This is a genomic window from Limihaloglobus sulfuriphilus (assembly GCF_001999965.1).
Classification (GTDB): Bacteria; Planctomycetota; Phycisphaerae; order Sedimentisphaerales; family Sedimentisphaeraceae; genus Limihaloglobus; species Limihaloglobus sulfuriphilus.
Map to the genome: position 1 here is coordinate 2,172,812 of NZ_CP019646.1, position 23,550 is coordinate 2,196,361.

A 23,550-nucleotide genomic window follows, 5' to 3' on the forward strand; every position below is an offset into this window, starting at 1 on the left:
ACATTATTTTTTGCAAGCATCAGAACCGCAGCATTTTTTCTGGGCGGGCTTATCTTTGCACGCCTCTGTGCCGCAGCCTTTTGCTTTATCGGAACAGGATTTAGCTTTTGCCGCCTGACAGCCGTTCTCGCTGCACGCTTTCATTGCCTTGTTATGCCGGGAGGCCTCTTTTGTGGAGAGCTCTTCAAGACGGGCTATCAATTTTTCATCGCCTATCTCAGAGGCCAGGGCCTTGAGCTGTTTGATTTTGCTGCGGCGTGTTTCATGCTTGCGTATTTCCTGGTCGGCGTGCTTACAGCCGTCGGTACATGCTTTAGCCGCGGCTTCTTTGCAGGCATCGCCGCATTTTGCGCCGTCTTTGGGTTTACAGGCGGCGGCTTCAGAGCAGGATTTGCCGTCTTTGGGTTTACAGGTATCTGCCGCAGGGCAGCTCTGAGCACACTTTGCGCGGACAGCATCCTTACAGGCAGACTCTCCGCCACAGCCCTTTTTGGAGCCTTCGGCGTAACTTATTGCAACGAAAAATGTTAAAGCAACTATTGGTGCTAATATTAAACTTAATTTTTTCATTTTGGTTCTCCTTGAATTTCTTTAACTATACGATTTTTATTTGTCAACATAAACAACCTTTTTGATTGTTCTCATACCATAGTAGCTAACTATAGTATCAATGTCAAGTAAAAAACTATAGTTTTATTTCAAGAGCTGCTCCTTTTGTAAATATTCTAATTTACGCCACAGTGGTAAGCCCTTGCCTGAGAGTGTATAACATTAAACACGACCTGGCAATTGGGGTATCCGCTTTCATAGTTTTTTGCTTCTGCCAGGATTTACGGCTTTCTACGCAGAACCAATGAACCGTACGCCAACAGTATAAGCGCTGACGGCTCGGGCACCGGCCGGTTCTCTGTAGTGAGAAACTATGGACAGTTACTTATTAGATTTGTATTTTTATTCTTTTTTTGCATCCTTGCCTTTCTTTTAAGTGTCATTGGCCCGCCGACGGCAATGGCCGCAGATGACTGCCTGCCAGCTTTTCCATTTTACTCCTAAACGAATCTGAGACAATCCAGCATTTGCGTCACAAACTCATCACTGCAATTCTAAAACTTTTATAAACCAATACTTAGACTACCACGCCCGCCGACCCGTGTCCGGAAAACAGGGGACAGTTACCCAATTCTTTTTTTACATCCTTGTCTTTCTTTTTCGTTTCTTTGGCCTGCCGGCGGTAATGGACGCTGACGACTGCCTGCCAGCTTTTCCATTTTACTCTTAAACGAATCTAAGACAATCCTGCATTTGCGTCACAAACTCATCACTGCAACTCTAATACTTTTATAAACCAATACTTAGACTACCACGTCCGCCGACCCGTGTCAATAAAAAACGCGGCAAATCACTATTAAAAGGGTAACTGTCCCCTATTTAGTCATCCGCCTGCCGAGCCTGTCGTAGAAGTAGTCGGTGATAATACTTTTTAAAAATACATGTAACTCATTGTAATAAAATATGTTGTATTTTAAAAGAGACCGAACCCTTTTAATTTTTCCCTGCGGCACAGAAAACTCTTCAATAAGGTCGTACGCTATATTATCACGCAACCTGCACACAAAGGAACTGTTATTGTCGAGGACTTTCTGAAACAGTTCTAATTTGGCATAACCACGGTCTTTAACATATATGCGACCAGGTTCAAGTTCTTTCGAAAGCTCTTCTTTTTCATTGCCGTTGGCATCTGTTATGGTCATCTTGATCGGCACATGTTTTTCTATATCAAAATGTGTATGTGCCTTAACAGCAGCTTCATTGTCATCCGGTTTCCATAAAGCCCATCCCATCTTGGATACGCCGCGGATCACGGTGCCGTCAACGGCAGTAAGGATACCCGAAAGATCGTTAAGCTTGCTGCGACTTGATATTGGTTTGAGTTTTTGCGAAAGGTTTTCTACGATCTCCTGCATCAAGCTGCTGTCAAAAACAGATGCCGCTTCGGAAAGACTGCCAAGTGAGGCACGAGAGCATTTTAACTTCTTCTGTACGTTCTTAAGTTCGCTTGCCTGCTGGATTGACCTCAAAGAAGTGCAGATCGGATTGAACATGTACAGCAGAATCAAAGACATATATTGATCCATGTGCAGAATACGATTGCCAGCTCGGTCACGTTCACAACCGGCCTGGTGGAGTGATTCGAGAATGCCTGAAATTGACTTAAAGTATTTCAATCCCTGAACTTGGCACTCTTCTATGTCTATGCGTTTAGCTGTCATAAACCCTATTAAAACATAGACTTACAAAGAGCGCAAGTTTAAAAATTATTATTTTTTGAAAAATATCATATACTCAAGCAAAAATAGTGCCGAACAGGATTGGTCTCAACCCTTTTAATTATCCCCTCTATATTATGTGTGTTATTTGCCGTGCAGAGCTGCAAAGAAAATAGACTTATAAATCTTCGAAAAGAGTTGCTAATAGACGATGATAATTACATCAGATTGTATAGTCAATCTTTCAATGATATGGAAGCTAATCTAAAGCGGCACGAAGAAATCAAATATGAGATAAAGGGCAAATTGTCTGGAAAAAAATTTAGTAAGATTTATCAAGGTACCAGCATTGCAGATTTTCAGATGTGGAATGACAAAATCATACTTTTTTCACTAAACGGTTTTCTGTTGTATAATCCGTTTACCGATCAAGATGAATGGATATATAAGAATGAACATACTTTAATACGTCATCCTCTTGTAGAAATTGACGACGACAGCGGCAATATATACGCTTTTTGCAGCCTTTACCCTGAAATGAATAAAATATTGGCTCCTCACACAAATTTGTGCATATTTTCAGGTTCAGGCAGCTTTCCAAGGCAGTGATATAAGGCTAACTGCAGCGTCGGGATTGTCCTGAATCCATAACATCTTTTGACTATTGTTTTAACTTTATTGTTCATACCTTCGGTGACTCCATTGGTGACTCGGCATTTGAAATAATTTATGATACCTTGCTGATGTTTTCTGAGCATCCAGGCAAAATCACGTAATGGTTCGAGCCTGCTGTGGGTGGCCCACCAGAACCACTTTGCAAGATATTTTTTGGCAGCTGCAGGGTAGCGGTAATCCCAAAAATCACGAAAGGATTCTTTCAATAAATAAGCCCTGTTGACTTTAAGATTCAGCTTCTCCAGATACCCCAGACGTGCACGCTGTTTGTCTGTAAGATTTTCAGGATTCTTCAGCCAGATATATCGCGTTTTTTTAAGCAGTTCGGGGTTGTCTTTTTTGAGCGTGATAGCTTCCTGTTTGCGTACCTCATCGACAGCCTGATTCAAATGTTGTACGATATGAAATTTATCGAAAACCAGAACAACATCCTCGTCAACATGCTCTTTTACAACATCAATGTACGATTGCCACATATCACAGCAAACCGCCTTTAAACTGCCTTTTAACGAATTTCCATGTTCTTTGAAAAACGCCTCCAGCGTCTCTTTTTTCCGGCCCTGGCCGCTCCATAAAATGCGTTTTTCTTCCAGGTCGTACACCACCGTCATATACGTATGACCCTTGCGGCGGGATACTTCGTCAATGCCAATATAAATGACCTTTCCTGTATCCCTGTGTTTCATGCCGTAGTCAACTGCCTGCTTTACCGCAGACTGAACCGTATTCCAGCTGACATTAAACATCTGAGAAACCGTCTGCCAGGGCAGCAATTTCGCCATACTGCTCAAGGTCCAGACCAATCCGTTTGTCATACGTGATTTACCTGAGGTAAAGGGTATGTCCTCAACCCGCGGGCCACCGCATTTGGGACAGCTGACACGAACCGGACGGTAATACAGCACCACCGGTATGCCCCATAACGGAACATGTTTAATCTGCCGTTGCGGAAGCCGGTCACGTTGCGGAGCGAGCGTCTGACAGGTGCCGCAAGGCAACCGACGACGTTTGTGAACGTCTAAATAAAAGTTGAGCTGATTGTCACTATAATCGACTTTTACCACTTTATGTCTCTTGACTTTTAATGTCTTTTTTAGTATTCTTTTAAGCAGCATATGTTTTCCCTTGCTATAACATTGTTCTAAATCATCATTATAACAAGTGTTAACATATGCTATATCAAATTTTTCTGCACAAATTTATGTGAGGAGCCAAAATATTGTTGGCTATTAATATACACAAAAAAACAGCTTCCACATTTCTAATAGGCGATAAAAAGTTAGATACTGACAATTATGGTTTTACTATTACTCGCGATGGGGCTACAGCAAATATTCTTGATGACAAAATCCATATTAAGTAGAGCCTGTCCGTTGCGGTCAAGGCTATGTGGAATAAGTAGTTATATTAAAAAAATAAGACTATAAAACGTCTTTTTTGCCTGTTTTATTAAAATAGGTGTGTTATAATTGTTAATCATTAAAAAACATACAATTATAAGCCTTAAAAAAGGAACGACACACCTATGAACAGAATAGTACCACGACAGACGTATTTTTCAAAGTCAATTCCAGAAAAACGGGGAAATTTTGAATATCTTCAGGAGCGGCAACTGCTCATAACCGTTGACGATGTTATCGCGAAATCTGGTATTGAGAATTCTGCTATCGAGCATTTTCTTGCCCTTGCAGAGCAGAAAAAAGCCCGGCTCGCTCTTGATACAGGGTGTTCACCACTGCTGACTGCTCAAGAGCATGATGAGACCGTTTACAATGCAGTCTTTGCACTGAGGGCTTCGCTGCTTCGCAAAAAGCTACAGCTTTCACTTCGCAGCTTCGCACTGGTATTATCCCACAGCGATCTTTATCAATGGTTCTGCTCTCTTGAGCGATTTATGACGCCGCGGATACCCGGCAAGAGCAAGATACACCAGCTGGAAAACATGATTCCGCCGGAGATGAGTAAACAGATTGACCGGCAGTTATTTTCTTCACTCAATACTGATATACTGCCCGAGCCGATAGACTTTAGTAAATGTTATTTTGATTGCACCTGCATTGATGTAAACATACATCACCCGATAGACTGGCTATTGCTTCGGGATGCAGCACGCACACTGATGAAGGCTACGCAGAGAATTCGTAAGACAGGGCTGCTGCACAGGATGCCTAAAGAGCCTGAGTGTTTTATCTCAGAGATGAACGGTTTATGTAAAGAAATGGCATTATGGAAACGTAAAAAGGATGCCCGCAAACACAGAAAGCGTACGTATCGCAAGATGAAAAAACTGATCAAGGTCATCGCCGCTCACGCTCAAAACCATCTTAAACTCCTTGAAAACAGCCATCACAAAACAGGTTTGACTAACGCAGTGATACTCCAGATCGTAAAACAGATGAGCAACGTCTTCAACCTGCTTACTCAGGCTGTTAATAATGCCCACGAACGTATCATTGGTGAACGCAGAGTTAAGAATGAAGATAAAATACTGAGCCTTTATGAACCCAAGGTGAATGTTATTGTTCGTAACAAGGCAGGCAAAGATGTTGAATTTGGAAATACTCTTTATCTTGCCGAACAGCCTGATGGGCTGATCGTTGACTGGAAGTACTATTCAGAGCAGGCTCCGCATGAGAGTAAAATGCTCAAAGAAAGCCTGGTCAATATTGAAATTATGACCGGCACAAAACCTCAACTCGCCTGCGGAGGAATGGGGGACAGTTACCCATTAAATTTGTATTTTCATTCTTTTTTTGCATCCTTGCCTTTCTTTTAAGTGTCATTGGCCCGCCGACGGCAATGGCCGCAGACGACTGCCTGCCTGCTTTTCCATTTTACTCCTAAACGAATCTGAGACAATCCTGCATTTACGTCACAAACTCATCACTGCAATTCTAATACTTTTATAAACCAATACTTAGACTACCACGTCCGCCGACCCGTGTCAATAAAAAACGCGGCAAATCACTCTTAAAAGGGTAACTGTCCCCTGTTCCTGACCTTCACTTTTATTAATTTTATCCGCTGCATCCATAGCACTATCTGATGGTTCACATTCAGCGTTATCGCCTTGATCATCACTAACTTCATCCAGCGCATCATCCAAGGGAGAATTAAAAGGGTTGAGACCCTTTGTTTCGCTATTATTACGTATCTCCTTTATTTTAAAATGTTACACTCGCTAAATCTGTATTCTTTAAAAGTATTATTCATGTTATCCGTTTTTTGGAGCCCGCGACAGGTGCTATAAACTTAAATACCGAGCCCAGCCGGTCACAACCTGTTCGTATTCGCTAATCACTTTACCCATCTTATCATAAATGAATCAAGTATCAAGGATATAACACATTTAAACAATAACCATAAACTATTCATTTGTAATACTTTGCAAAAACAAAGGGTCTCAACCCTTTTAATTCTTCCCTGTAAGTTGACATCTATTGCCACTGGTGTGTTGAACTTGTTTCCTAAGCTCAATTGTATTATTGGTTATTGTTTTAGTGGTTTTTCCTATCAAATCACAATCAGCAAGCGATGTTTCACCATTTATAATCAAGCCATTTTTGGCCATTACTTCAAAAGCATCTTTTTCCAAAAAGGACAGACTTAAATATTCGTTAGCTATTTTGGAAAAACAGGAACTAGCCAAAACCAAAATCATTAAAACCAACAAATCTAATCTTCTTTGAATTCTCATTTGAATCTCCTTTATTTAGTGATAAATCCTGAATTTACCCAATTTGCATGGTCAAAGTTTGGACCTTCGTTTGCTTCATTTACGACTAATCGAATTTCATCTGCATTGCATGGCAGTTCAATATCGAATATATAGTTTTGTCCTTTAGCAACGATCGGACTCTCTGCCAGTAGCTGATCATCTACATATACTTTGAAGATAACTTCTCCCTGATAATCAGTGCCTGTATTATTATCATCCACTCCAACAGCAGCAACAAAGCGTTTATATTCAGGTTTCAGCTCATAAATAATTTCACTTGGTGCATGAGTTCCTATTCCCTTTTTATAAACTGTTCCTGCAATTTGTAAGGGGCTGTTCATATAACTTTTATTAACCTTCATTTTTTCAAATTGTTGAACTGATTTTACAGGTTCAAGATCACTTATATGTATGTCCGAAGCCAATTCAACAGCACTTAAACTATGTACTTTCAGTTCCGCAATTGACCACCAGGATGCATTATCTGATCCGGTTTGAACAATCTTGATATATCTTCCAAAAGTGTTTGGAAATTTGATTTCTACCATACCATCTCTGGCTTTTCCTTTGGCTACGGGACTCTCTTTGAAACTGCTATATCTACTGATATAAATTTCATATTCTCGTGGATAGTCACCGCCGGCTACACCACAATTAAGGCTTATGCCTCGAATCAATTGATTTTCCTTTAAATCTAAAATAAACCATTGCCCGGGACTTTGTGACTCGCCAGTTTTCCAGATTGTATTTGTGTCTCCATCTATCGCTTTATATGCAAACTCGTTTTGATGTGATGCTTTCGCAATTGGAAGAGCTGAAAATTTGTCTGCGGCTCTGGAAATATCGACCTTCTTAAAAGCCTTGATCTTGTACCGTTTATTTTGAAAATTGCCTGTCCGTTTGACACTACCTTTTTGTTTGGAATTGACCCATGACAATCTCAATTTGCCAAATTTTCCATCTTCATAATCGTAGGATAGACCATCATCCTCAAATAACTCAAAATCACTGGGATCATTACCGTAGACATAAGCTGTAATCTCAAAGATGGTATCCTTATTCACATTTTGAACAGGCTCGGCCAGCGGAATAATAGAATTTTCACGAACAAATATCGGTGTCTGGCCTGGTTCAATGTTAACTCGATAATTTTCACCGCCTTGATAGAGTTTGTTAGAATCGAAATTTATCCAGTTATAGCCTGCAGGCATGTAAACAGTTCTTCCTGACCTGCTACCAAGAACCGGAGCCACCATAATATTATCACCAAACATGTATTGATCCTCAACATTACGGACCTTAAGATCATTGGGAAACTCTATAGGCAAAGCTCGCACTGGTGGTAAACCAGTAAAATGATATTTAGCAAAAGCTGAATAAAGATACGGCAAAAGACTCATACGCAATTCGACCAGTTCTCGAACTTTTGCAATTATCTGTTTTCTTTCACTTTCAGGTAAAAATTTATTTGCCTGATTTTTTTCCCGATCAAATTGCATCCATAATGGGTTTGGTACAAACCAAGCATTAATGCAGATTTGTGGTGCAAATACAGCCATACCCAAGCGGCTGATTAGTTCCTCATAGGTCGCCGCTTCTCGTATTTCCGGTGACCAAAGCTGACCGGCAAACGAAGCATTTAACAACTGACGAAGATATTCTTCCTGGCTATAGGCATCACTGTAAAGGGTGAAGGAATACGGAGCGGCAAGTGAACCTGTTGCACGGACATCCGACCAGGTTCGTAGGTTTTTCTTTTCAAAAACCGAAAGGATGGATTTCTGATAATACTGTCCATACAACTGGGTCATCTGTTCACCATCGATACCTGACGAAAAAACAGAGCAATACGGATAATTGAAAGGAGTGGTATCATCCAGGGGCTGGCGGTCGCATTCATCAGCTTTGAAGCCTGTAATTCCCTGATCAACAAGTTTTTCATGGTAATCTGCAAAAATCTTAAAACCTTTTGGATCGGCAAAATCGACTACCAGCCCGCCCCAGACCAGATAATCCGCAGAATGAGGCAAAAGCTTTTCAAGCGGATTCAACTCATAAGTGCAATTAAGTCGCCAAAATTGTGGTGAGCTGGTATACTCTCTCACTGAATTATGGTGACCTCAACGAAAGGAACACTTATGAGAGCGTACAAGCAGCTCACCGAAGACGATCGTATCGAAATATATGCCATGAAGCAAGCAGGAAATCAACAAAAACAAATAGCTGCGGCGTTGGGCGTTTCTCCCAGCACGATCAGCAGGGAACTGGCCCGCAATACAGGTCTGCGGGGCTATCGCCCTAAGCAGGCCCAGCAAAAGGCTTTATATCGACGGATGGCCGCCCGTAAAGCAGTCAAAATGAAGCCGGAGACGATAGAATACATTGAATCCCGCCTCCGGCAGCAACATTCGCCGGAGCAGATCGCAAAACGCATGAAAACCGATCCCCACTGGCAGGGGCCGGCCGTCAGTCATGAGCGGATTTACCAGCACATTTGGCAGGATAAAGCCCGGGGAGAAACCCTGTATACCCATCTGCGGATTGCCGGGACCAAACAAAGAAGAAAACGAAGAAACAGCCGGGACCGGCGTGGAACGATCAAAAACAGGGTTGGTATCGAAAAACGCCCACCGGTTGTAGAGAGAAAAAACCGCATCGGGGACTGGGAAGGCGACACCGTCGTGGGGAAAAACCATCAGGGAGCCCTGGTAACCCTGGTTGACCGCAAAAGCAAGCTGACGCTGATCGGTAAGGTAGATCGTTATACCGCCGAAGCGGTTGAACGGACCATTATCGCCCTGATCGGCACGCTGCCCCGACGAACCTATACACTGACAGTGGACAATGGCAAAGAATTTTCAAACCATGAATCTATTGCCCATAACCTTAAAATTAAGGTCTTCTTTGCCGATCCCTACAGTGCATGGCAGCGGGGCTTGAATGAGAATACCAATGGCTTGATCCGTCAGTATGTACCAAAAGGAAGTGACATCCGAATGCTGACCAATCAGAAGATTGAGCACATAATGAATCGACTGAATAATCGACCCAGAAAATCTCTTGGATTTTTAACCCCAAATGAAGTATTCTATAAGAGGAAAAAACTAACAGGATAACAAAACAGGATTTAACTTAATTGCACTTGGGAGTTGAATCCGCGTCATATAACGGACTTGTCGGATGTATATAAGCATGCTCCCATAGATTAATCTGATAATTCATGTTATGGAGCTGTTCGATAAAACTTTTGGGGGCTGGAAACCGTTCATCAGACCATACCAGCGAACAGGAATAAGCTTTCGATTGCCAGCCAGGTTCAAGACCAATTATATCACATGGTATCTTTTGCTCTCTTAGAGTTTCTGCTACATTTAAAACAGTATCTGCATCTGCCGCAGTATAGGTTCGATATTTTAAACCAAGTCCCCACATAGGAGGCATGGCAGCGCCACCGGAAAAAAGATTGTAACGCTGAACAGCTTCCTTTATCGTAGGTCCGGCGAATACATATACATCGACCCCTTTGGCATTTGGTATGTCGAAAACAACTGAAGTTTTGCCGGTAACAGCCTGAGCCGCATAAAGGTCCTGTACTGATGTTTTGAGGTCTTCTTGTTTTTCCTGCCTAGAGTTGTTGTTAAATTTATGATTTAATCTTGCGACATGTACAAAAGGCACACGGGCAGTATCAACCCATACGCCATATCCCTTTGTGCTGTAGTATAATGGTACCGGCCCATGCCCCGCACCGGTTTTGCCTGTCGAGCTGGATTGAACAGACAGCCATTTCCGTAGACCTTTGTGCCGATAAGCTTTTGCATCTAAACCAAAACCGTAAATCTCTTCGCCAGGTTCATCACAGGGTACATGAACGATACACCTGCTGTCAGTTACACGACAACTAATATCATCTAATTCAAAAGGTAAACTGCCCGACGGCAAAGCTGAAAGACTTTCATGTTGAATATCTCTTATTCTAAGTTTAGAAGGAACAAACTTATCAGGTGTTCCAAATCGAATTTTCCACACACCTGGTGCGATTTCTTCAACAAAACCCTTTTCAAAAGTCATGGAATTATTTCCGAACAAAAATGAACTTATTGTAAATAAAAAAAATAAAATTAATATGGGTTGATGCTTTTTCATTTTAATTCCTTTCAAATTTCTAATTATCTAATTCCAACATGCGTTTACGATAGTACATGTAATTTTCATATGAAACATTGTCCGGCACGCCATGGTCACATGTCGGAATATAACCTCCGCGTTTAACCATAAGGCTCCTCACATAAATTTGTGCGGAAAAATTTAATATAGCATATGTTAACACTTGTTATAATGATGATTTAGAACAATGTTATAGCAAGGGAAAACATATGCTACTTAAAAGAATACTAAAAAAGACATTAAAAGTCAAGAGACATAAAGTGGTAAAAGTCGATTATAGTGACAATCAGCTCAACTTTTATTTAGACGTTCACAAACGTCGGCGGCTGCCTTGCGGCACCTGTCAGACGTTTGCTCCGCAACGTGACCGGCTTCCGCAACGGCAGATTAAGCATGTTCCGTTATGGGGCATACCAGTGCTGCTGCATTACCGTCCGGTTCGTGTCAGCTGTCCCAAATGCGGTGGCCCGCGGGTTGAGGACATACCCTTTACCTCAGGTAAATCACGTATGACAAACGGATTGGTCTGGACCTTGAGCAGTATGGCGAAATTGCTGCCCTGGCAGACGGTTTCTCAGATGTTTAATGTCAGCTGGAATACGGTTCAGTCTGCGGTAAAGCAGGCAGTTGACTACGGCATGAAACACAGGGATACAGGAAAGGTCATTTATATTGGCATTGACGAAGTATCCCGCCGCAAGGGTCATACGTATATGACGGTGGTGTACGACCTGGAAGAAAAACGCATTTTATGGAGCGGCCAGGGCCGGAAAAAAGAGACGCTGGAGGCGTTTTTCAAAGAACATGGAAATTCGTTAAAAGGCAGTTTAAAAGCGGTTTGCTGTGATATGTGGCAATCGTACATTGATGTTGTAAAAGAGCATGTTGACGAGGATGTTGTTCTGGTTTTCGATAAATTTCATATCGTACAACATTTGAATCAGGCTGTCGATGAGGTACGCAAACAGGAAGCTATCACGCTCAAAAAAGACAACCCCGAACTGCTTAAAAAAACGCGATATATCTGGCTGAAGAATCCTGAAAACCTTACAGACAAACAGCGTGCACGTCTGGGGTATCTGGAGAAGCTGAATCTTAAAGTCAACAGGGCTTATTTATTGAAAGAATCCTTTCGTGATTTTTGGGATTACCGCTACCCTGCAGCTGCCAAAAAATATCTTGCAAAGTGGTTCTGGTGGGCCACCCACAGCAGGCTCGAACCATTACGTGATTTTGCCTGGATGCTCAGAAAACATCAGCAAGGTATCATAAATTATTTCAAATGCCGAGTCACCAATGGAGTCACCGAAGGTATGAACAATAAAGTTAAAACAATAGTCAAAAGATGTTATGGATTCAGGACAATCCCGACGCTGCAGTTAGCCTTATATCACTGCCTTGGAAAGCTGCCTGAACCTGAAAATATGCACAAATTTGTGTGAGGAGCCTATTATTATAACAAAATACAATAAAAATTGGCGACTTTTTTGTTCCGGTATTGGTTATTTTGACGTGGTACTGTGTGGTTATATTCATAATCTGCGTAATCTGCGGATGATATAGATAAATTTATCCACATAGATTTTGTTTCAATGAAAACAGTCACACACATAGCAAAGAGCTAACAGGCAATTACGTTCGCAGCGGCGGCGCGGGGGTTTTGTGGTTGACTTACGAGCTGTTTGGATTAGAATCTTCTTAGTAAATATTTAACCGATATTCATAGAGGATTTTGGAAAATTGAAGCAGCAGCAGTTTCATGACATAGTAACCGGCAGGGACAAGAGCGTAAAGGCCGCGGTTTTGCGGTTCTTGATGCTCATAAGCTCCCGCTTTTACCTGCTTTGCGTCAATATACGCAACCTGTTATATGACTGGAAAGTCCTGCGTGTGGAAAACGCCGGCAAGCCGGTGATCAGTATCGGCAACATCACCGCCGGCGGCACGGGCAAGTCTCCAACGGTAATTTCGGTTTGTAAATACCTGACGGATAAAGGACTTAAGACCGCCGTCCTGACCCGCGGCTACAAGGGCACTGCCCAGACCGCTGATGAGCCGGAAATGATCGCCCAGAGATGCCGCGGCACTATGGTGATTGTAAACAAAGACCGCGTTGCCGGCGCAAAAAAGGCTATCGAAAAGGGAGCTGACGTGCTTATAGCCGACGATGCCTTCCAGCACAGACGGCTTGGCAGGGACCTGGATATCCTCTGCATAGACGCTACCGAGCCTTTCGGATACGAGATGCCGCTGCCTGCGGGGCTTCTACGCGAGCCGCTGGCACAGCTCAGACGCGCACATGCCGCGGTGATCACACGCGGCGACCAGGTGCCGGCGTACAACCTGACGCGGATTACATCAGTTCTGCAGGAATATAACCCTGATATATGTGTCGCCGAGTCGCACCACCGCCCTGTCGAGGTTGTCTATGCCGACGGCAGTAACCACGACGCCAACGCACTCAAGGCCGCCGGCGTTGTTATCTTCTGCGGTATCGGCAATCCCGAATCGTTCAAAAAGACAGTAGAAGCCTGCGGAGCGGATATCAAGGCGTTTGAGTTTTTTGACGACCATCACGCCTACTCGGCGGCCGACCTGCGGCGTATTGCCGAGAAACAAAGCGAAACCGGTGCGGACATTATACTTACCACGGAAAAAGACTGGGTGAAAATTGCCCGCATAGCTGAGAACCCGCTTCCGGATAAAACGAGCGGATATCTAAAAATTGAGATCGAAATCACCGAAGGCAAAGAACTGCTGCTGGGTAAAATCGACGAAATAACAGGCAGCAAATGACAGAGACAAAATCAAAAGCGGTCTTTCTGGATAAATACGGCACACTAATCCAGGATCAGAGCCTGGGACAAGCAGCAGAGCAGATCAAACTCCTGCCCGGAGCGGCGCGGGCGGTATATGAGATGAAACAGCTCGGCTACAAGGCCTTCATTGCCAGCAATGAACCCGCGGCAGCCGCCGGCACGATCAGCATGGATCAGCTCGAAGAGCTCAACGCCAAATTGAGCGAGATACTCGCTAAGCAAAAGGCCGAACCCGACGGCATTTACTGCTGCCCGTTTGACCCTGATGCCGCGGTTGCGGAATACGCCCACAAAAGCAGGCTGAGAAAACCGGCTCCGGGTATGCTCCTCAAAGCCGCACAGGAACACGCCATTGACCTTGAAAACTCCTGGATGATAGGGGATTCTCTCGACGACATACGCGCCGGCATTGCGGCGGGCTGTAAAACGATACTTATCAGGCCGACTGCGAGAAAAACACCGCCTCCGCCAGACGGCACCGCGGCAGACTATGAAGCTGTAAACATAACCGAGGCATCGAATTATATAAAAATGCAAAACCGTAAAGAAAATATACAACAATCGCTTGAATTTGAAGACGGCAGCAGCGAAAGCAAAGAACCCGGCCGCCCCGCCGAAACAGCGGCTCCGGCATTGGCAGCGGAGAAACCAGCCGATACAGAGCAGGCTGTCAAGGAAAACGAGGTTATAGACGCTCAGGTAGCGTCGAATGTGGGCAAATGCCTTGAGAAAATGGGCAACTCCAGCAAGGGCAGGGACCTTCTGCTTAAAAGCTCGGGGCTGTTCGCATCCGAAGAACAGCGAAAACTCGAAGAGGCCAGACGCGTCAAAAGAGATGAGCAGGCCTCTGAGACAAAACCCGGGCCGCAAACAGCCGCGGACGAAACGCCGGCTCAGCCGCAGCAGCAAAAACCGGAGACTCCAGCCGCCCCGCCCCAGCCGGCTCCCGAGGCAAAACAGACCAGACCCGCGGCGCAGCAGCCGTCAGAGAAACACGCACAGCGAGACCTGCCGGAGACACCGCTGGAAGACGCAAACAAAAAACCCGCCGCGACAAAAGATAAGCACGAGAACGATGCGGAGATATTCCAGTTCATTGCGGGCATATTCCAGGCGGCGGCGGTGCTGATGGGTATCGTAATGATAATTACAATCATCATGCCGAACCTTACATCTTTCAGTGCGGCGGGACTTCTGGCAACGGCGATTGTTTCTCAGGTATTGAGCATAGCTTTTGCAAAGATTAAACCATCACATTAGCGGATAGAGCATGAGAGTTTTAACCATAACCGACGGCAAACCAGGGCACTTCAACCAGGCCAGAGCACTTTGCAGTATCATGGGCTGGCAGAGCAGTGAGGCGGTTGCCGGCTACCCCTGCAAAGCCGCCAAAGGGCTGACATACCTGCTCGATGGGCTCGGGATATACCGCGAATCGGCTTTCCGGCTCGAATACGAAGACGCCGCGTATAACGCCGTTGTCGCCGTCGGCTCGGCATCGTACTACCCGGCAAAGGTCATCTCACGCCGTCTGGACATACCGGCAATCGCCCTGATGTACCCTCGCGGTTTCAGGAATGATTTTGCCCATATACTCTGCCCGGCCTACGACAACCCGCCCGAAGCGGACAATATAACGCCTCTGCCGGTAACGCTTTCGAGCCGCGGGGCGGATTTCTTCATGGACGCGGTGGATGATTTTAAGGGCAAGACCGACATCACCGGCCCGGCGGTAAGCGTTATAATCGGCGGCGGCAACAAATACGGCGACGTATGCCCGCGGCAGATACAAACCCAGCTCGAACAGATATTTGAGCTGACCGGCGAGTCTAAGCACTGGGTTACGACATCCCGGCGGACAAGCGGCGAGGTTGAGCGGATCGTGGAAAGCTTTCCGTTCGATTACAAGCTCATATACTCTAAGGAGCAGTACAACCCGATACCGGCGTTTATCGCCCTGAGCGAGCGGATATTCGTTACCAGCGATTCGGCGTCTATGATCAGCGAGTGCGTAAGCGAGGGAAGGGCAAAAATCGAGATACTGAAAAACAAACCCAAACGCAAGAGCAAATTTGACCGCTTTCTGGCAGGTCTTGTGGAAAATGCAAACGCGCATATATTCGACGGCAGCCTTGGCGACGCCGGCAAAAAGGTTTCCGTGAAAGAAATTGTCGCAGCGGCACTGGAGAAATCCGGCTTCAAACGCGGCGGAGGCAGCGCGTAATGAAGATAGTCCAGCTACTACCCGAGCTCAATCAGGGCGGCGTGGAACGCGGCACGGTAGAGCTAAGCCGCGAACTCGTAAAACGCGGCCACCAGAGCATTGTGATCTCCGCCGGCGGCAAACTTGCCCGGCAGATAACCGCTGACGGCGGCGAACATATCACACACGATGTGTGCAGCAAGAACCCGCTGACCGCCCTGCCGCGGATACTCAAGCTAAAAAAGATTCTCCGCCGGTTAAGCCCCGATATTGTCCACGCTCGCAGCCGCGTGCCGGCATGGATGTGCGTATTCGCCCTCAAAGGGCTGGATATCCCCTTTGTTACCACCGTACACGGCTTCAACAGTGTCAACTGCTACAGCCGGGTGATGCTTCGGGGTGAAAGGGTGATTTACGGCAGTACGTCGATCAAGGAATATGTACTTGAGAACTACCATTTTGACAGCTCAAAACTCCGCTATGTGCCGCGAGGCATCGACATGGAATACTTCGATCCGGCCAAACTGAATCATAAATTCATTGATTCTTTCAAAGAAGAACACAGCTTAAACGGAAGATATATAATATCCATTGTCGGCAGAATTACCGGCTGGAAGGGCCACCCAGACTTTATCCAAGCCGTTGGCCGCATCCACCAGGAAAACCCAAATGTATTAGGGCTTATTGTAGGCCGTACAGCGGATAACAAAACAGAATACTATGATCAACTCAAACAGCAGGCCGCTGCGTTCGGTGATGATGCTTTCTGTTTTACAGGCCCTCAATCACAAGTTCGTGAGATATACTCACTTAGCAATATAGTCATATCCGCCGCTTCTACAAAACCCGAGACATTCGGGCGCATCGCTGCCGAGGCAATGTCCATGAATACACCGGTGGTTGCAAGCTCTCACGGCGGCTCACTTGACATAATAAAAGAGCCCGAAGCCGGAATGTTCTACCCGCCGGGAAACTCGGATCAGCTTTATAAAAAAATCAAGCTGGCAATGAACCATAAATTCGGCGACATGCGGAAACATATAAACGACCACTTCAGTCTTGACATCATGGTAGAAAAAGAACTGGCGGTGTATAAGGAGCTGTTGGGATGACGGAATTGAAGCTGTCAAAACTCGAACCCTTTGCCGTCGGCGGAAGACGGGAATGCTATGTCCACCCATCCGACGCATCCAAATGTGTAAAGGTGCTAAGGACTGATAAAAATGTGTCAGCAAGAAGAAAAAAACTTTTCGTTCCATCTGTTCTGCGCCGCAGATACGACAACAACGAAGATGAAAGGCGAGTACTAAATAAACTTGAAAAACGTATCGGAAAAGGTATGCAGCTCCATATACCCTTATGCTATGGATATGAACCGACAGATTTAGGCCCCGGGCTTGTACTGGATCTTGTACGAGATACAGACGGAAAGATAAGCCGCTCGCTCAGAGAGCATTTTTATCAGAATCTGCATCCTCTTGAGTTCAAAGACGGTTTTGACGAGTTGACTAGATTTTTATGCCAGCATAACATTATAACTCGTAACCTGCTTGATCATAATCTTGTCGCTTCAAAACAAGCTGACGGCAGCTGGCAAATCTACATCATCGATGGATTCGGCGACCCTGCCCTGTTGCCAATCGCCCAGTGGAGCAGAACAATGGGAAGAATGAAGATAAAACGAATTTCAAGAAGAGCTTGGGCAAGGTTTCAGGTTTTCTATGAAACAAGAAGGCAAAACGGTGCAGCTATTCACCATATGCGGGATGGACAAACCTGGAGCCCCGGAGTACTCAGACACAGATAGGCACTACTTTGCAATATCGGTACCTGCTTTTAAGTCCTGATAAATGGCTTCTAATTGGGGTATTACAGCTTTTTCATAATATTTGTTACGATATAGCTCCAATGCCTTGCCTGCTTTGGAAAGAGCCGCTTCTGGATTGGTAGCCGCTTCGATCATGGCCTTTGATAACTGCTCAACGGAACCCGTTTCAACAAGATACGCATCGTCTTCGGTCAAAATCTGAGAAGGCCCCCGGGTAAGTGTGGAAATAAGCGGGATTCCACGCGACATAGCTTCAAGCACAACAATCCCAAACGACTCACTTAAAGATGGTAGAACAAAAATATCCGCCTCATCCAATGCTGAGCAAACATCGTCAATCCACACTCCAAGCCGAACTTTATCATCAAGTTTCAGCTGACCGCTCAAGTCCCGCAGCCGCCGCAAGTCTGCACCGCTTCCGCCGACAGTCAGCCTGGCATCAACTCGGGCATCTATAACGTTCCTGAACGCTTTGAGCAAAATGTGAAACCCTTTTTCCTCTACATATCTGCCGTAAGATATAAAATTTATCGGTTTAGAAAACTTGTCTGAAACGATTTTGACCGGTAAAAGCCTCGAAAAGTTCGGAACCACTGTTACGCTATTTATAGGCCAACCGTTCGAAAGAGCGTACTCTCTTTGGTCTTGTGTTGTTGCAATCAAGACATCCACATACCTATAACGACTCAGTTTTACATAATTATGCAGTTTTGATACAACCGGTATATTTAAGCCAACAGCCGCCCTGCCCGCGTGCCAGGCTGCCCGTTTAAGCTGTGTATGTACAACCTCGGCCTTGAACTCTTTGAGCATTTTCCGTATGACCAGGGGAGTGATAAAATCCCACTCGCCTAACGCATTTACCGTCCTTAGTGTAATGTTTGGAATACCCAGAAGCAGTTCTTTCTTTATAAACCCTTTATGACATATCGCAAGTATATCGTGACCTCTCGCCGCAAGAGCAAGAGAAGTATCAACAAAGGACCTTTCAGCCCCGCCAAATCCACGTCCAAGCATTACCTGTGCTATACGCATTTCAACCTCTATTTAATCGTGTTAAGTATTTATCGTCATAATTTTATATAAACTCACATCCTCGATTAGGCATAACATGTTTCCCTTCACACCTTCTGATATTTACTACCGCAACTTCAATTCTCCTCACAGATCCGGACTTGTAAATCTCTCAAATCCAGCACTTCGGTTTAACTCTTACAATTATTTTACCTCTTAAAACCGGTATGTCATTGATTCCTCTCTTCACCATATTTGGTTAAGATTCAAACGGTTTATCTATCGCACTAGCGGGTCTTGCTCATACTCTCCACGCAGAGCAACTTGTATCCGCCGTCGTATTTTTTTGATTCGTTTGCGTTTGGAATAAGTATTGTAGTTTGGCCAGAACCTGCGTAAGGAAACGGTCGATCTACCGCCGATGCCATCAATAATCACAAAACGGCTGTTCTGTTCATCCCATACAAGATTCTGCAGATCAAAATCTCGTACTATTATGGGGCTATCCTTTAGCCAGTTAAGTAATTCATCAATGGCTCTTTGATGCATAGCGTTGTATTTCTTATTCTTAATCATATCTCCCAAAGTCCATGCTAAAGTTCCGTCTTTTTTAAGAATGGCTTTTACTGTAATACCGGGCCCTAAATCTGTATGAACGAGTCCGCTTACCTTCTGAATGTAAACTGGAGTCTGGTCTGCTTCATAGATTACTAATTGTTCTGTGATCTCATTTACAATGGAGCTATAGCGAGGCAGTCGTTGAAACTTAATTGCAATCGGGTGCCGTTTCTTTTTCCGCTCGAAGAATGTTTTGTGCCATACTTTTATCAGTAGGTTTTTGTTTTCAGGGTGCTGAAAAACCAACTTCTCCAAGCCTGATGCGATGGGTTTTTCGTCTGATAATTTGTAAGTTATATCCATTTGCGTAGTTGGCTGCCTATGAGTTGATTCTTTCTTTAATCTGTGTTTACCTCAGTAATATGCGATTCTGTACTTTGAAGGGTGTAAGCTTTTAATTTCTTACTTTTCACCAAATATCTACCGGTCGCAACTTTCATAAGTGCATACCTGTGAATCAGCATGTCATCTGAGGTAAAGATTCCCATAATATTTTTAAAGTTATTAAACAATCTACTAGTAACAACAGGTAAAACTCAAGCTATAAAATCTAAACATTCCAATTTTTTAACAGTATATATTATAACATTTATTGATTTTTGTCACAATTATTATAAAATTACATTAAGATACTCATTATTCGTAAATAAGGATTGTTATCTGATGAATCTGTATCTTAGTTTCGAATGCTACCTGGCATTTATCTCTCTTGCAATCACTGATATAATCCCAATCGTATAATCTGACAAAATCCAGGAAAAAAATATGAATATAGCGGTAACAGGCATTGGCTATGTAGGTCTTGTAGCAGCGGCATGTCTTTCTGACGGCGGCCACCATGTCATATGCGTTGATAAGGACCGTAAAAAGATTGATGGCCTTAAAAAGAACATAATACCCATTTATGAGCCAGGTCTTACAGAATTAGTACAAAGAAACAGCAAAGCCCAAAGGCTCTGTTTTACTACCGATTTGAGCTATGGAGTTCAAAACAGCGATATAATCATAGTTGGTGTCGGCACACCCAGCTCTCCCGACGGATCAGCAGATATTTCTGCCGTGCTTGATGTATCCAGAAACATTGCTCAAATCATAAAAAAACCAAAGGTTATTGTCACCAAAAGCACTGTTCCGGTAGGAACTTACAAAATAATAACGGATCTTGTATCCTCTATTACAGATGTCCCCTTTCATTATGTCAGCAACCCTGAATTTCTTAAAGAGGGTTCCGCGGTGGAGGATTTTCTCAAACCTGACAGGGTTATAATAGGCACCAGCTCCGATTATGCCCGCCAGGCTATGCAGCAAGTCTATGCCCCATTCATGCGTAAATCCAATAGGATTATATTTATGGAACCGGCAAGTGCTGAAATGAGCAAATATGCATCTAACGCAATGCTGGCAACCCGAATATCGTTTATGAATGAACTTTCAGCTCTTTGCGATACATTCGGGGCGAATATCGAAATGGTTCGAAAGGGGATCGGCTCTGACAGCAGAATCGGCAACTCGTTTCTTTTTGCCGGCGTGGGCTTCGGCGGCAGCTGTTTCCCCAAAGACGTCAGAGCCTTGATACACATGGGAGATAAGCAAAACTGCCCGATGTCAATAGCGCAGTCAGTGCTTGATGCAAATTATAAGCAGCATGAAAGGTTTGCCGGTAAGATCCTTGATTTTTTCAAAGGCAAAGAGAATAAAACCACCCTGGCAGTCTGGGGCCTGGCCTTTAAAGCTAAGACAGACGATATCCGTGAATCGCCGGCTATCTGGTGTATTGAAAAGTTTCTGGATGCTGGATTTAAGATTAAAGCATATGATCCTGAAGCTATGCCCGCCGCTAAGGAAAAATTTGGAAGCCGGATTCAACTGGCAGAATATGATTATGATGTACTGGAATCTGCCGATGCCCTGGTTGTGTTCACTGATTGGCAGGAATTCAGAGGGCCGGACTTCGAAACTATCAAAAAAACACTCTCTGAGCCGCTGATATTCGATGGACGAAACCTTTATGAGCCAGAGTACCTTGCAAAACTGGGATTTAAATATTTTTCAATCGGAAGGCCCCAACTGTAAGTCTATCTGTTAAGCCTTTCAATATCAAACGCTCCGTTTAGTCTGTAGCGCACTCCCCGCCAGCAGATTGTGCGGCCGAAAGACGAAATCAGTATCAAAGCCAGCATGAGTGCCAGCCACAGGGGGTTGAGCAGAAATTCCCACATTGAGAGCTGTCTGACGTAGCCGCCGTAGGGACCGAGAACAAACTCAAATGTCCTGCGGCGCATGTATGTTCGGTAAATCAGGCTCGCCCAGTGTATAACCGCCGCGGCTGCAAAGAGTTTCGCGTCGTTTTCTCCCATGGCAAACCTGACGGCGGCAGCAACCGGCAGTATCCAGACGCCGAGAAAATGGTTCAACAGGCAAAACAGCCCCCAGAGCCACATACGCAGATACGCCACTCGGGTAATCAGCATCTGCCGGCGGCCGAACTCAAAGAGCTGCCCCCAGCTCATATCCTCAAACGTAACCGTAAAACACCGCGGCATAAGGCGTATTTTGTAGCCGGCATTCCGCACAGCCGCCGAGAGGGTCAAATCATCGCTGATGCTTTTCTGCCAAAGATTTGCGACATTAAGCTGTTCAAAAAGCTCTTTGCGTATCGCCATTGAGCCGCCCCAGACCTGCGTGGTATATTTGCTCTTGCCCATAATCTGTGCCGCGGCGGCGTTCATGGAAGACAGCGCCAGATTAGAGAACCGCCGACGTGCCGGTATAAAATAACGGTAACCCGTGGAAACGCCGTATTTACTATTTCGCAGCGGGTACATCAAATGCGCCAGCCACAGCCGGCTGACCCGTGTATCCGAATCGGCGAATGCGTAGATTTCCGTATCGTGGGGAGCGAACCTGAGCGAGTGCAGGAGGTTATGGTTTTTCTGGCTGTAACCCTTTGAAATACCCGCCACCAGGACCTTTGCAAAGCCGGCAGGCATATCATCTCGGCAGCGGTCAATTATTCTCTGCAAAGATTCGTACGCGGGATCGGACTCGCTCTCAACGACAAAATGAATATTATAATTCTCATAGTCAAGCCGCATCAGCGAGAGGATATTCCTGAAAAATCCCATATCAAGCCCTTTGCAGGGGACAGTCAAAAGCACCTTCGGCCGAAACTCCTTGAAATCACGGTTATATCTTTTAACAAAATCCTTGTGGTTGGAGGTGATCAGCAGAAAATACAAAAACTGGCTGACTGCCGCAATACACAAAAAAACTAAAGCAAGATCAAAAAACATTATATAATTAAACCCGTTATAAAGTGGTTATTCTGTAAAAGCAGGATTTTACATAATTAAGGCGAAACGTTCAACTATATTATAATATTAGACAGGATTAACGGATTGTATCAGAGAATAAGAACAAGAGAATCATGTGTATAACTGCTGCTTATCTCTGCATAAAAACTGCTGAATATCTTGCATTTCTGTCAAAAAAAGCCATTATATATAGTTTTGTCAAGAGTTTAACCTCACAAGGCATTAAATGAACACAATACAATACATATTAGTCCTTGCCGCGGCGTACTTTATCGGAGCGGTACCTTTTGGGTTCTTAATTGCCCGCTCTAAGGGCATAGACCTCCGCAAAGTCGGCTCGGGCAACATAGGAGCTACGAATCTCGGCCGCGCCCTGGGGAAAAAGTGGGCGGTTGTATGTTTCTTTTTAGATGTTGCAAAAGGACTTATACCGGTTTTAGCCGGCAGGGCACTGGTGACCGAAAATCCAACTGCCCTCGAGCTGCTGCAATGGATGACCATAGGCTGTGCGGCTGTGCTGGGACACATTTATCCGGTTTATATTGGTTTCAAAGGCGGCAAGGGCGTTGCAACGAGCCTGGGATTTGTGCTTGGAATCTGGCCGTATCTTACAATACCGGGTTTTATCGGATTTGCCGTGTGGCTGGCAACGTTGAAGATATCGCATTATGTCTCGCTCTCATCGATACTTGCCGCGATAATTATGCCGATCATTCTTGCTTGCGGTATAATAATACTTGATGAATGGAAAATTGAAAATTTATGGCCGCTTATAGTCATCTCAACGCTTATGGCGATGCTGATAACATACCGGCACAGAGATAACCTGAAAAGAATTGCCGCGGGAACGGAGACCCGTGTCTTTGAAGGCAAAGAAAAACGTAACTTGAATATAAACACTTTATAACAAATGATATAAGGAGCATT

The 23,550-nt window shown here is 44.6% G+C and carries 20 protein-coding genes; 10 read left to right on the forward strand and 10 right to left on the reverse strand.

From position 1 onward, the window contains the following. Window positions 1–3: 3 nt before the first annotated feature. The 4 genes from SMSP2_RS08245 to SMSP2_RS08260 all read right to left on the reverse strand — a co-directional run bounded on the left by SMSP2_RS08245 (window position 4) and on the right by SMSP2_RS08260 (window position 4,057). Entirely contained in the window at window positions 4–570 is a 567-nt protein-coding gene (locus SMSP2_RS08245) for a hypothetical protein (RefSeq protein WP_146683492.1), read from the reverse strand. Window positions 571–830: 260 nt separating this feature from the next. After that, entirely contained in the window at window positions 831–896 is a 66-nt protein-coding gene (locus SMSP2_RS15265) for a hypothetical protein (protein ID WP_146684858.1), read from the reverse strand. Between the two features lie 528 nt (window positions 897–1,424). Then, the gene (locus SMSP2_RS08255) at window positions 1,425–2,270 is read right to left on the reverse strand and encodes a transposase (RefSeq protein WP_146683493.1); all 846 of its coding nucleotides are present in this window, start codon (window positions 2,268–2,270) and stop codon (window positions 1,425–1,427) included. 554 nt (window positions 2,271–2,824) lie between these two features. After that, window positions 2,825–4,057 (reverse strand): ISL3 family transposase, encoded by a 1,233-nt coding sequence (locus SMSP2_RS08260; RefSeq protein ID WP_146683494.1) that lies wholly within the window; start codon window positions 4,055–4,057, stop codon window positions 2,825–2,827. A gap of 410 nt (window positions 4,058–4,467) precedes the next feature. Here SMSP2_RS08260 and SMSP2_RS08265 point away from each other — a divergent pair, with 410 nt between their 5' ends. Then, window positions 4,468–5,718, forward strand: a complete 1,251-nt coding sequence (locus SMSP2_RS08265) for a hypothetical protein (protein ID WP_146683495.1) — start codon at window positions 4,468–4,470, stop codon at window positions 5,716–5,718. Between the two features lie 636 nt (window positions 5,719–6,354). Here the strand turns inward: SMSP2_RS08265 and SMSP2_RS08270 are convergent. Both SMSP2_RS08270 and SMSP2_RS08275 read right to left on the reverse strand, forming a co-directional pair. Beyond that, the gene (locus tag SMSP2_RS08270; RefSeq protein ID WP_146683496.1) at window positions 6,355–6,639 is read right to left on the reverse strand and encodes a hypothetical protein; all 285 of its coding nucleotides are present in this window, start codon (window positions 6,637–6,639) and stop codon (window positions 6,355–6,357) included. 11 nt (window positions 6,640–6,650) lie between these two features. Continuing rightward, window positions 6,651–8,765, reverse strand: a complete 2,115-nt coding sequence (locus SMSP2_RS08275; protein WP_146683497.1) for an NPCBM/NEW2 domain-containing protein — start codon at window positions 8,763–8,765, stop codon at window positions 6,651–6,653. A gap of 33 nt (window positions 8,766–8,798) precedes the next feature. Between SMSP2_RS08275 and SMSP2_RS08280 the strand changes: the two genes are divergently transcribed. Continuing rightward, the gene (locus SMSP2_RS08280; RefSeq protein WP_146682659.1) at window positions 8,799–9,776 is read left to right on the forward strand and encodes an IS30 family transposase; all 978 of its coding nucleotides are present in this window, start codon (window positions 8,799–8,801) and stop codon (window positions 9,774–9,776) included. Between the two features lie 16 nt (window positions 9,777–9,792). Here SMSP2_RS08280 and SMSP2_RS08285 read toward each other — a convergent pair whose 3' ends face one another. Beyond that, window positions 9,793–10,806 (reverse strand): TIM-barrel domain-containing protein, encoded by a 1,014-nt coding sequence (locus SMSP2_RS08285; protein ID WP_146683498.1) that lies wholly within the window; start codon window positions 10,804–10,806, stop codon window positions 9,793–9,795. 230 nt (window positions 10,807–11,036) lie between these two features. On the opposite strand from SMSP2_RS08285, the gene SMSP2_RS08290 reads away from it, so the two are divergent. The 6 genes from SMSP2_RS08290 to SMSP2_RS08315 all read left to right on the forward strand — a co-directional run bounded on the left by SMSP2_RS08290 (window position 11,037) and on the right by SMSP2_RS08315 (window position 17,656). After that, on the forward strand, window positions 11,037–12,269 hold the full coding sequence (locus tag SMSP2_RS08290; protein WP_146683499.1) for an ISL3 family transposase: 1,233 nt from the start codon (window positions 11,037–11,039) through the stop codon (window positions 12,267–12,269). A 298-nt stretch (window positions 12,270–12,567) separates the two neighbouring features. Then, a complete protein-coding gene (gene lpxK, locus SMSP2_RS08295) occupies window positions 12,568–13,623 on the forward strand; it encodes a tetraacyldisaccharide 4'-kinase (protein ID WP_146683500.1) in 1,056 nt (351 codons plus the stop codon). Beyond that, window positions 13,620–14,906, forward strand: coding sequence for a D-glycero-alpha-D-manno-heptose-1,7-bisphosphate 7-phosphatase (locus SMSP2_RS08300; RefSeq protein ID WP_146683501.1), 1,287 nt, complete (start codon window positions 13,620–13,622; stop codon window positions 14,904–14,906). The genes lpxK and SMSP2_RS08300 overlap by 4 nt, the downstream gene beginning before the upstream one ends. Window positions 14,907–14,916: 10 nt before the next feature. Then, window positions 14,917–15,870 (forward strand): ELM1/GtrOC1 family putative glycosyltransferase, encoded by a 954-nt coding sequence (locus SMSP2_RS08305; protein ID WP_146683502.1) that lies wholly within the window; start codon window positions 14,917–14,919, stop codon window positions 15,868–15,870. Continuing rightward, window positions 15,870–16,961: a glycosyltransferase family 4 protein gene (locus tag SMSP2_RS08310; protein ID WP_146683503.1), complete on the forward strand. Its 1,092-nt coding sequence runs from the start codon at window positions 15,870–15,872 to the stop codon at window positions 16,959–16,961. Before SMSP2_RS08305 ends, SMSP2_RS08310 begins: the two co-directional genes overlap by 1 nt. After that, entirely contained in the window at window positions 16,958–17,656 is a 699-nt protein-coding gene (locus SMSP2_RS08315; protein WP_146683504.1) for a YrbL family protein, read from the forward strand. Before SMSP2_RS08310 ends, SMSP2_RS08315 begins: the two co-directional genes overlap by 4 nt. Before the next feature lie 3 nt (window positions 17,657–17,659). Here SMSP2_RS08315 and SMSP2_RS08320 read toward each other — a convergent pair whose 3' ends face one another. Together SMSP2_RS08320 and SMSP2_RS08325 are read right to left on the reverse strand one after the other, a co-directional pair. Then, window positions 17,660–18,712, reverse strand: coding sequence for a glycosyltransferase (locus SMSP2_RS08320; protein WP_146683505.1), 1,053 nt, complete (start codon window positions 18,710–18,712; stop codon window positions 17,660–17,662). Between the two features lie 258 nt (window positions 18,713–18,970). Then, window positions 18,971–19,612, reverse strand: coding sequence for a YrbL family protein (locus SMSP2_RS08325; protein ID WP_146683506.1), 642 nt, complete (start codon window positions 19,610–19,612; stop codon window positions 18,971–18,973). Between the two features lie 462 nt (window positions 19,613–20,074). On the opposite strand from SMSP2_RS08325, the gene SMSP2_RS08330 reads away from it, so the two are divergent. Then, entirely contained in the window at window positions 20,075–21,382 is a 1,308-nt protein-coding gene (locus tag SMSP2_RS08330; RefSeq protein WP_146683507.1) for a UDP-glucose dehydrogenase family protein, read from the forward strand. A 2-nt stretch (window positions 21,383–21,384) separates the two neighbouring features. Here the strand turns inward: SMSP2_RS08330 and SMSP2_RS08335 are convergent, their stop codons facing one another. Next, window positions 21,385–22,602, reverse strand: a complete 1,218-nt coding sequence (locus SMSP2_RS08335) for a glycosyltransferase family 2 protein (RefSeq protein ID WP_146683508.1) — start codon at window positions 22,600–22,602, stop codon at window positions 21,385–21,387. A 247-nt stretch (window positions 22,603–22,849) separates the two neighbouring features. Here SMSP2_RS08335 and plsY point away from each other — a divergent pair, with 247 nt between their 5' ends. Then, window positions 22,850–23,530 carry a glycerol-3-phosphate 1-O-acyltransferase PlsY gene (gene plsY, locus SMSP2_RS08340; protein ID WP_146683509.1) on the forward strand — a complete coding sequence of 227 codons (681 nt, stop codon included), beginning with the start codon at window positions 22,850–22,852 and terminating at the stop codon, window positions 23,528–23,530. Window positions 23,531–23,550: the final 20 nt, after the last annotated feature.

Bases quoted from the DNA above. Each gene is read 5' to 3' on its own strand.
- SMSP2_RS08245 (WP_146683492.1), bottom strand. From the start codon at position 570: ATGAAAAAATTAAGTTTAATATTAGCACCAATAGTTGCTTTAACATTT.
- SMSP2_RS08255 (WP_146683493.1), bottom strand. From the start codon at position 2,270: ATGACAGCTAAACGCATAGACATAGAAGAGTGCCAAGTTCAGGGATTG.
- SMSP2_RS08260 (WP_146683494.1), bottom strand. From the start codon at position 4,057: ATGCTGCTTAAAAGAATACTAAAAAAGACATTAAAAGTCAAGAGACAT.
- SMSP2_RS08265 (WP_146683495.1), top strand. From the start codon at position 4,468: ATGAACAGAATAGTACCACGACAGACGTATTTTTCAAAGTCAATTCCA.
- SMSP2_RS08270 (WP_146683496.1), bottom strand. From the start codon at position 6,639: ATGAGAATTCAAAGAAGATTAGATTTGTTGGTTTTAATGATTTTGGTT.
- SMSP2_RS08280 (WP_146682659.1), top strand. From the start codon at position 8,799: ATGAGAGCGTACAAGCAGCTCACCGAAGACGATCGTATCGAAATATAT.
- SMSP2_RS08285 (WP_146683498.1), bottom strand. From the start codon at position 10,806: ATGAAAAAGCATCAACCCATATTAATTTTATTTTTTTTATTTACAATA.
- SMSP2_RS08290 (WP_146683499.1), top strand. From the start codon at position 11,037: ATGCTACTTAAAAGAATACTAAAAAAGACATTAAAAGTCAAGAGACAT.
- SMSP2_RS08300 (WP_146683501.1), top strand. From the start codon at position 13,620: ATGACAGAGACAAAATCAAAAGCGGTCTTTCTGGATAAATACGGCACA.
- SMSP2_RS08305 (WP_146683502.1), top strand. From the start codon at position 14,917: ATGAGAGTTTTAACCATAACCGACGGCAAACCAGGGCACTTCAACCAG.
- SMSP2_RS08310 (WP_146683503.1), top strand. From the start codon at position 15,870: ATGAAGATAGTCCAGCTACTACCCGAGCTCAATCAGGGCGGCGTGGAA.
- SMSP2_RS08315 (WP_146683504.1), top strand. From the start codon at position 16,958: ATGACGGAATTGAAGCTGTCAAAACTCGAACCCTTTGCCGTCGGCGGA.
- SMSP2_RS08320 (WP_146683505.1), bottom strand. From the start codon at position 18,712: ATGCGTATAGCACAGGTAATGCTTGGACGTGGATTTGGCGGGGCTGAA.
- SMSP2_RS08325 (WP_146683506.1), bottom strand. From the start codon at position 19,612: ATGGATATAACTTACAAATTATCAGACGAAAAACCCATCGCATCAGGC.
- SMSP2_RS08330 (WP_146683507.1), top strand. From the start codon at position 20,075: ATGAATATAGCGGTAACAGGCATTGGCTATGTAGGTCTTGTAGCAGCG.
- SMSP2_RS08335 (WP_146683508.1), bottom strand. From the start codon at position 22,602: ATGTTTTTTGATCTTGCTTTAGTTTTTTTGTGTATTGCGGCAGTCAGC.
- plsY (WP_146683509.1), top strand. From the start codon at position 22,850: ATGAACACAATACAATACATATTAGTCCTTGCCGCGGCGTACTTTATC.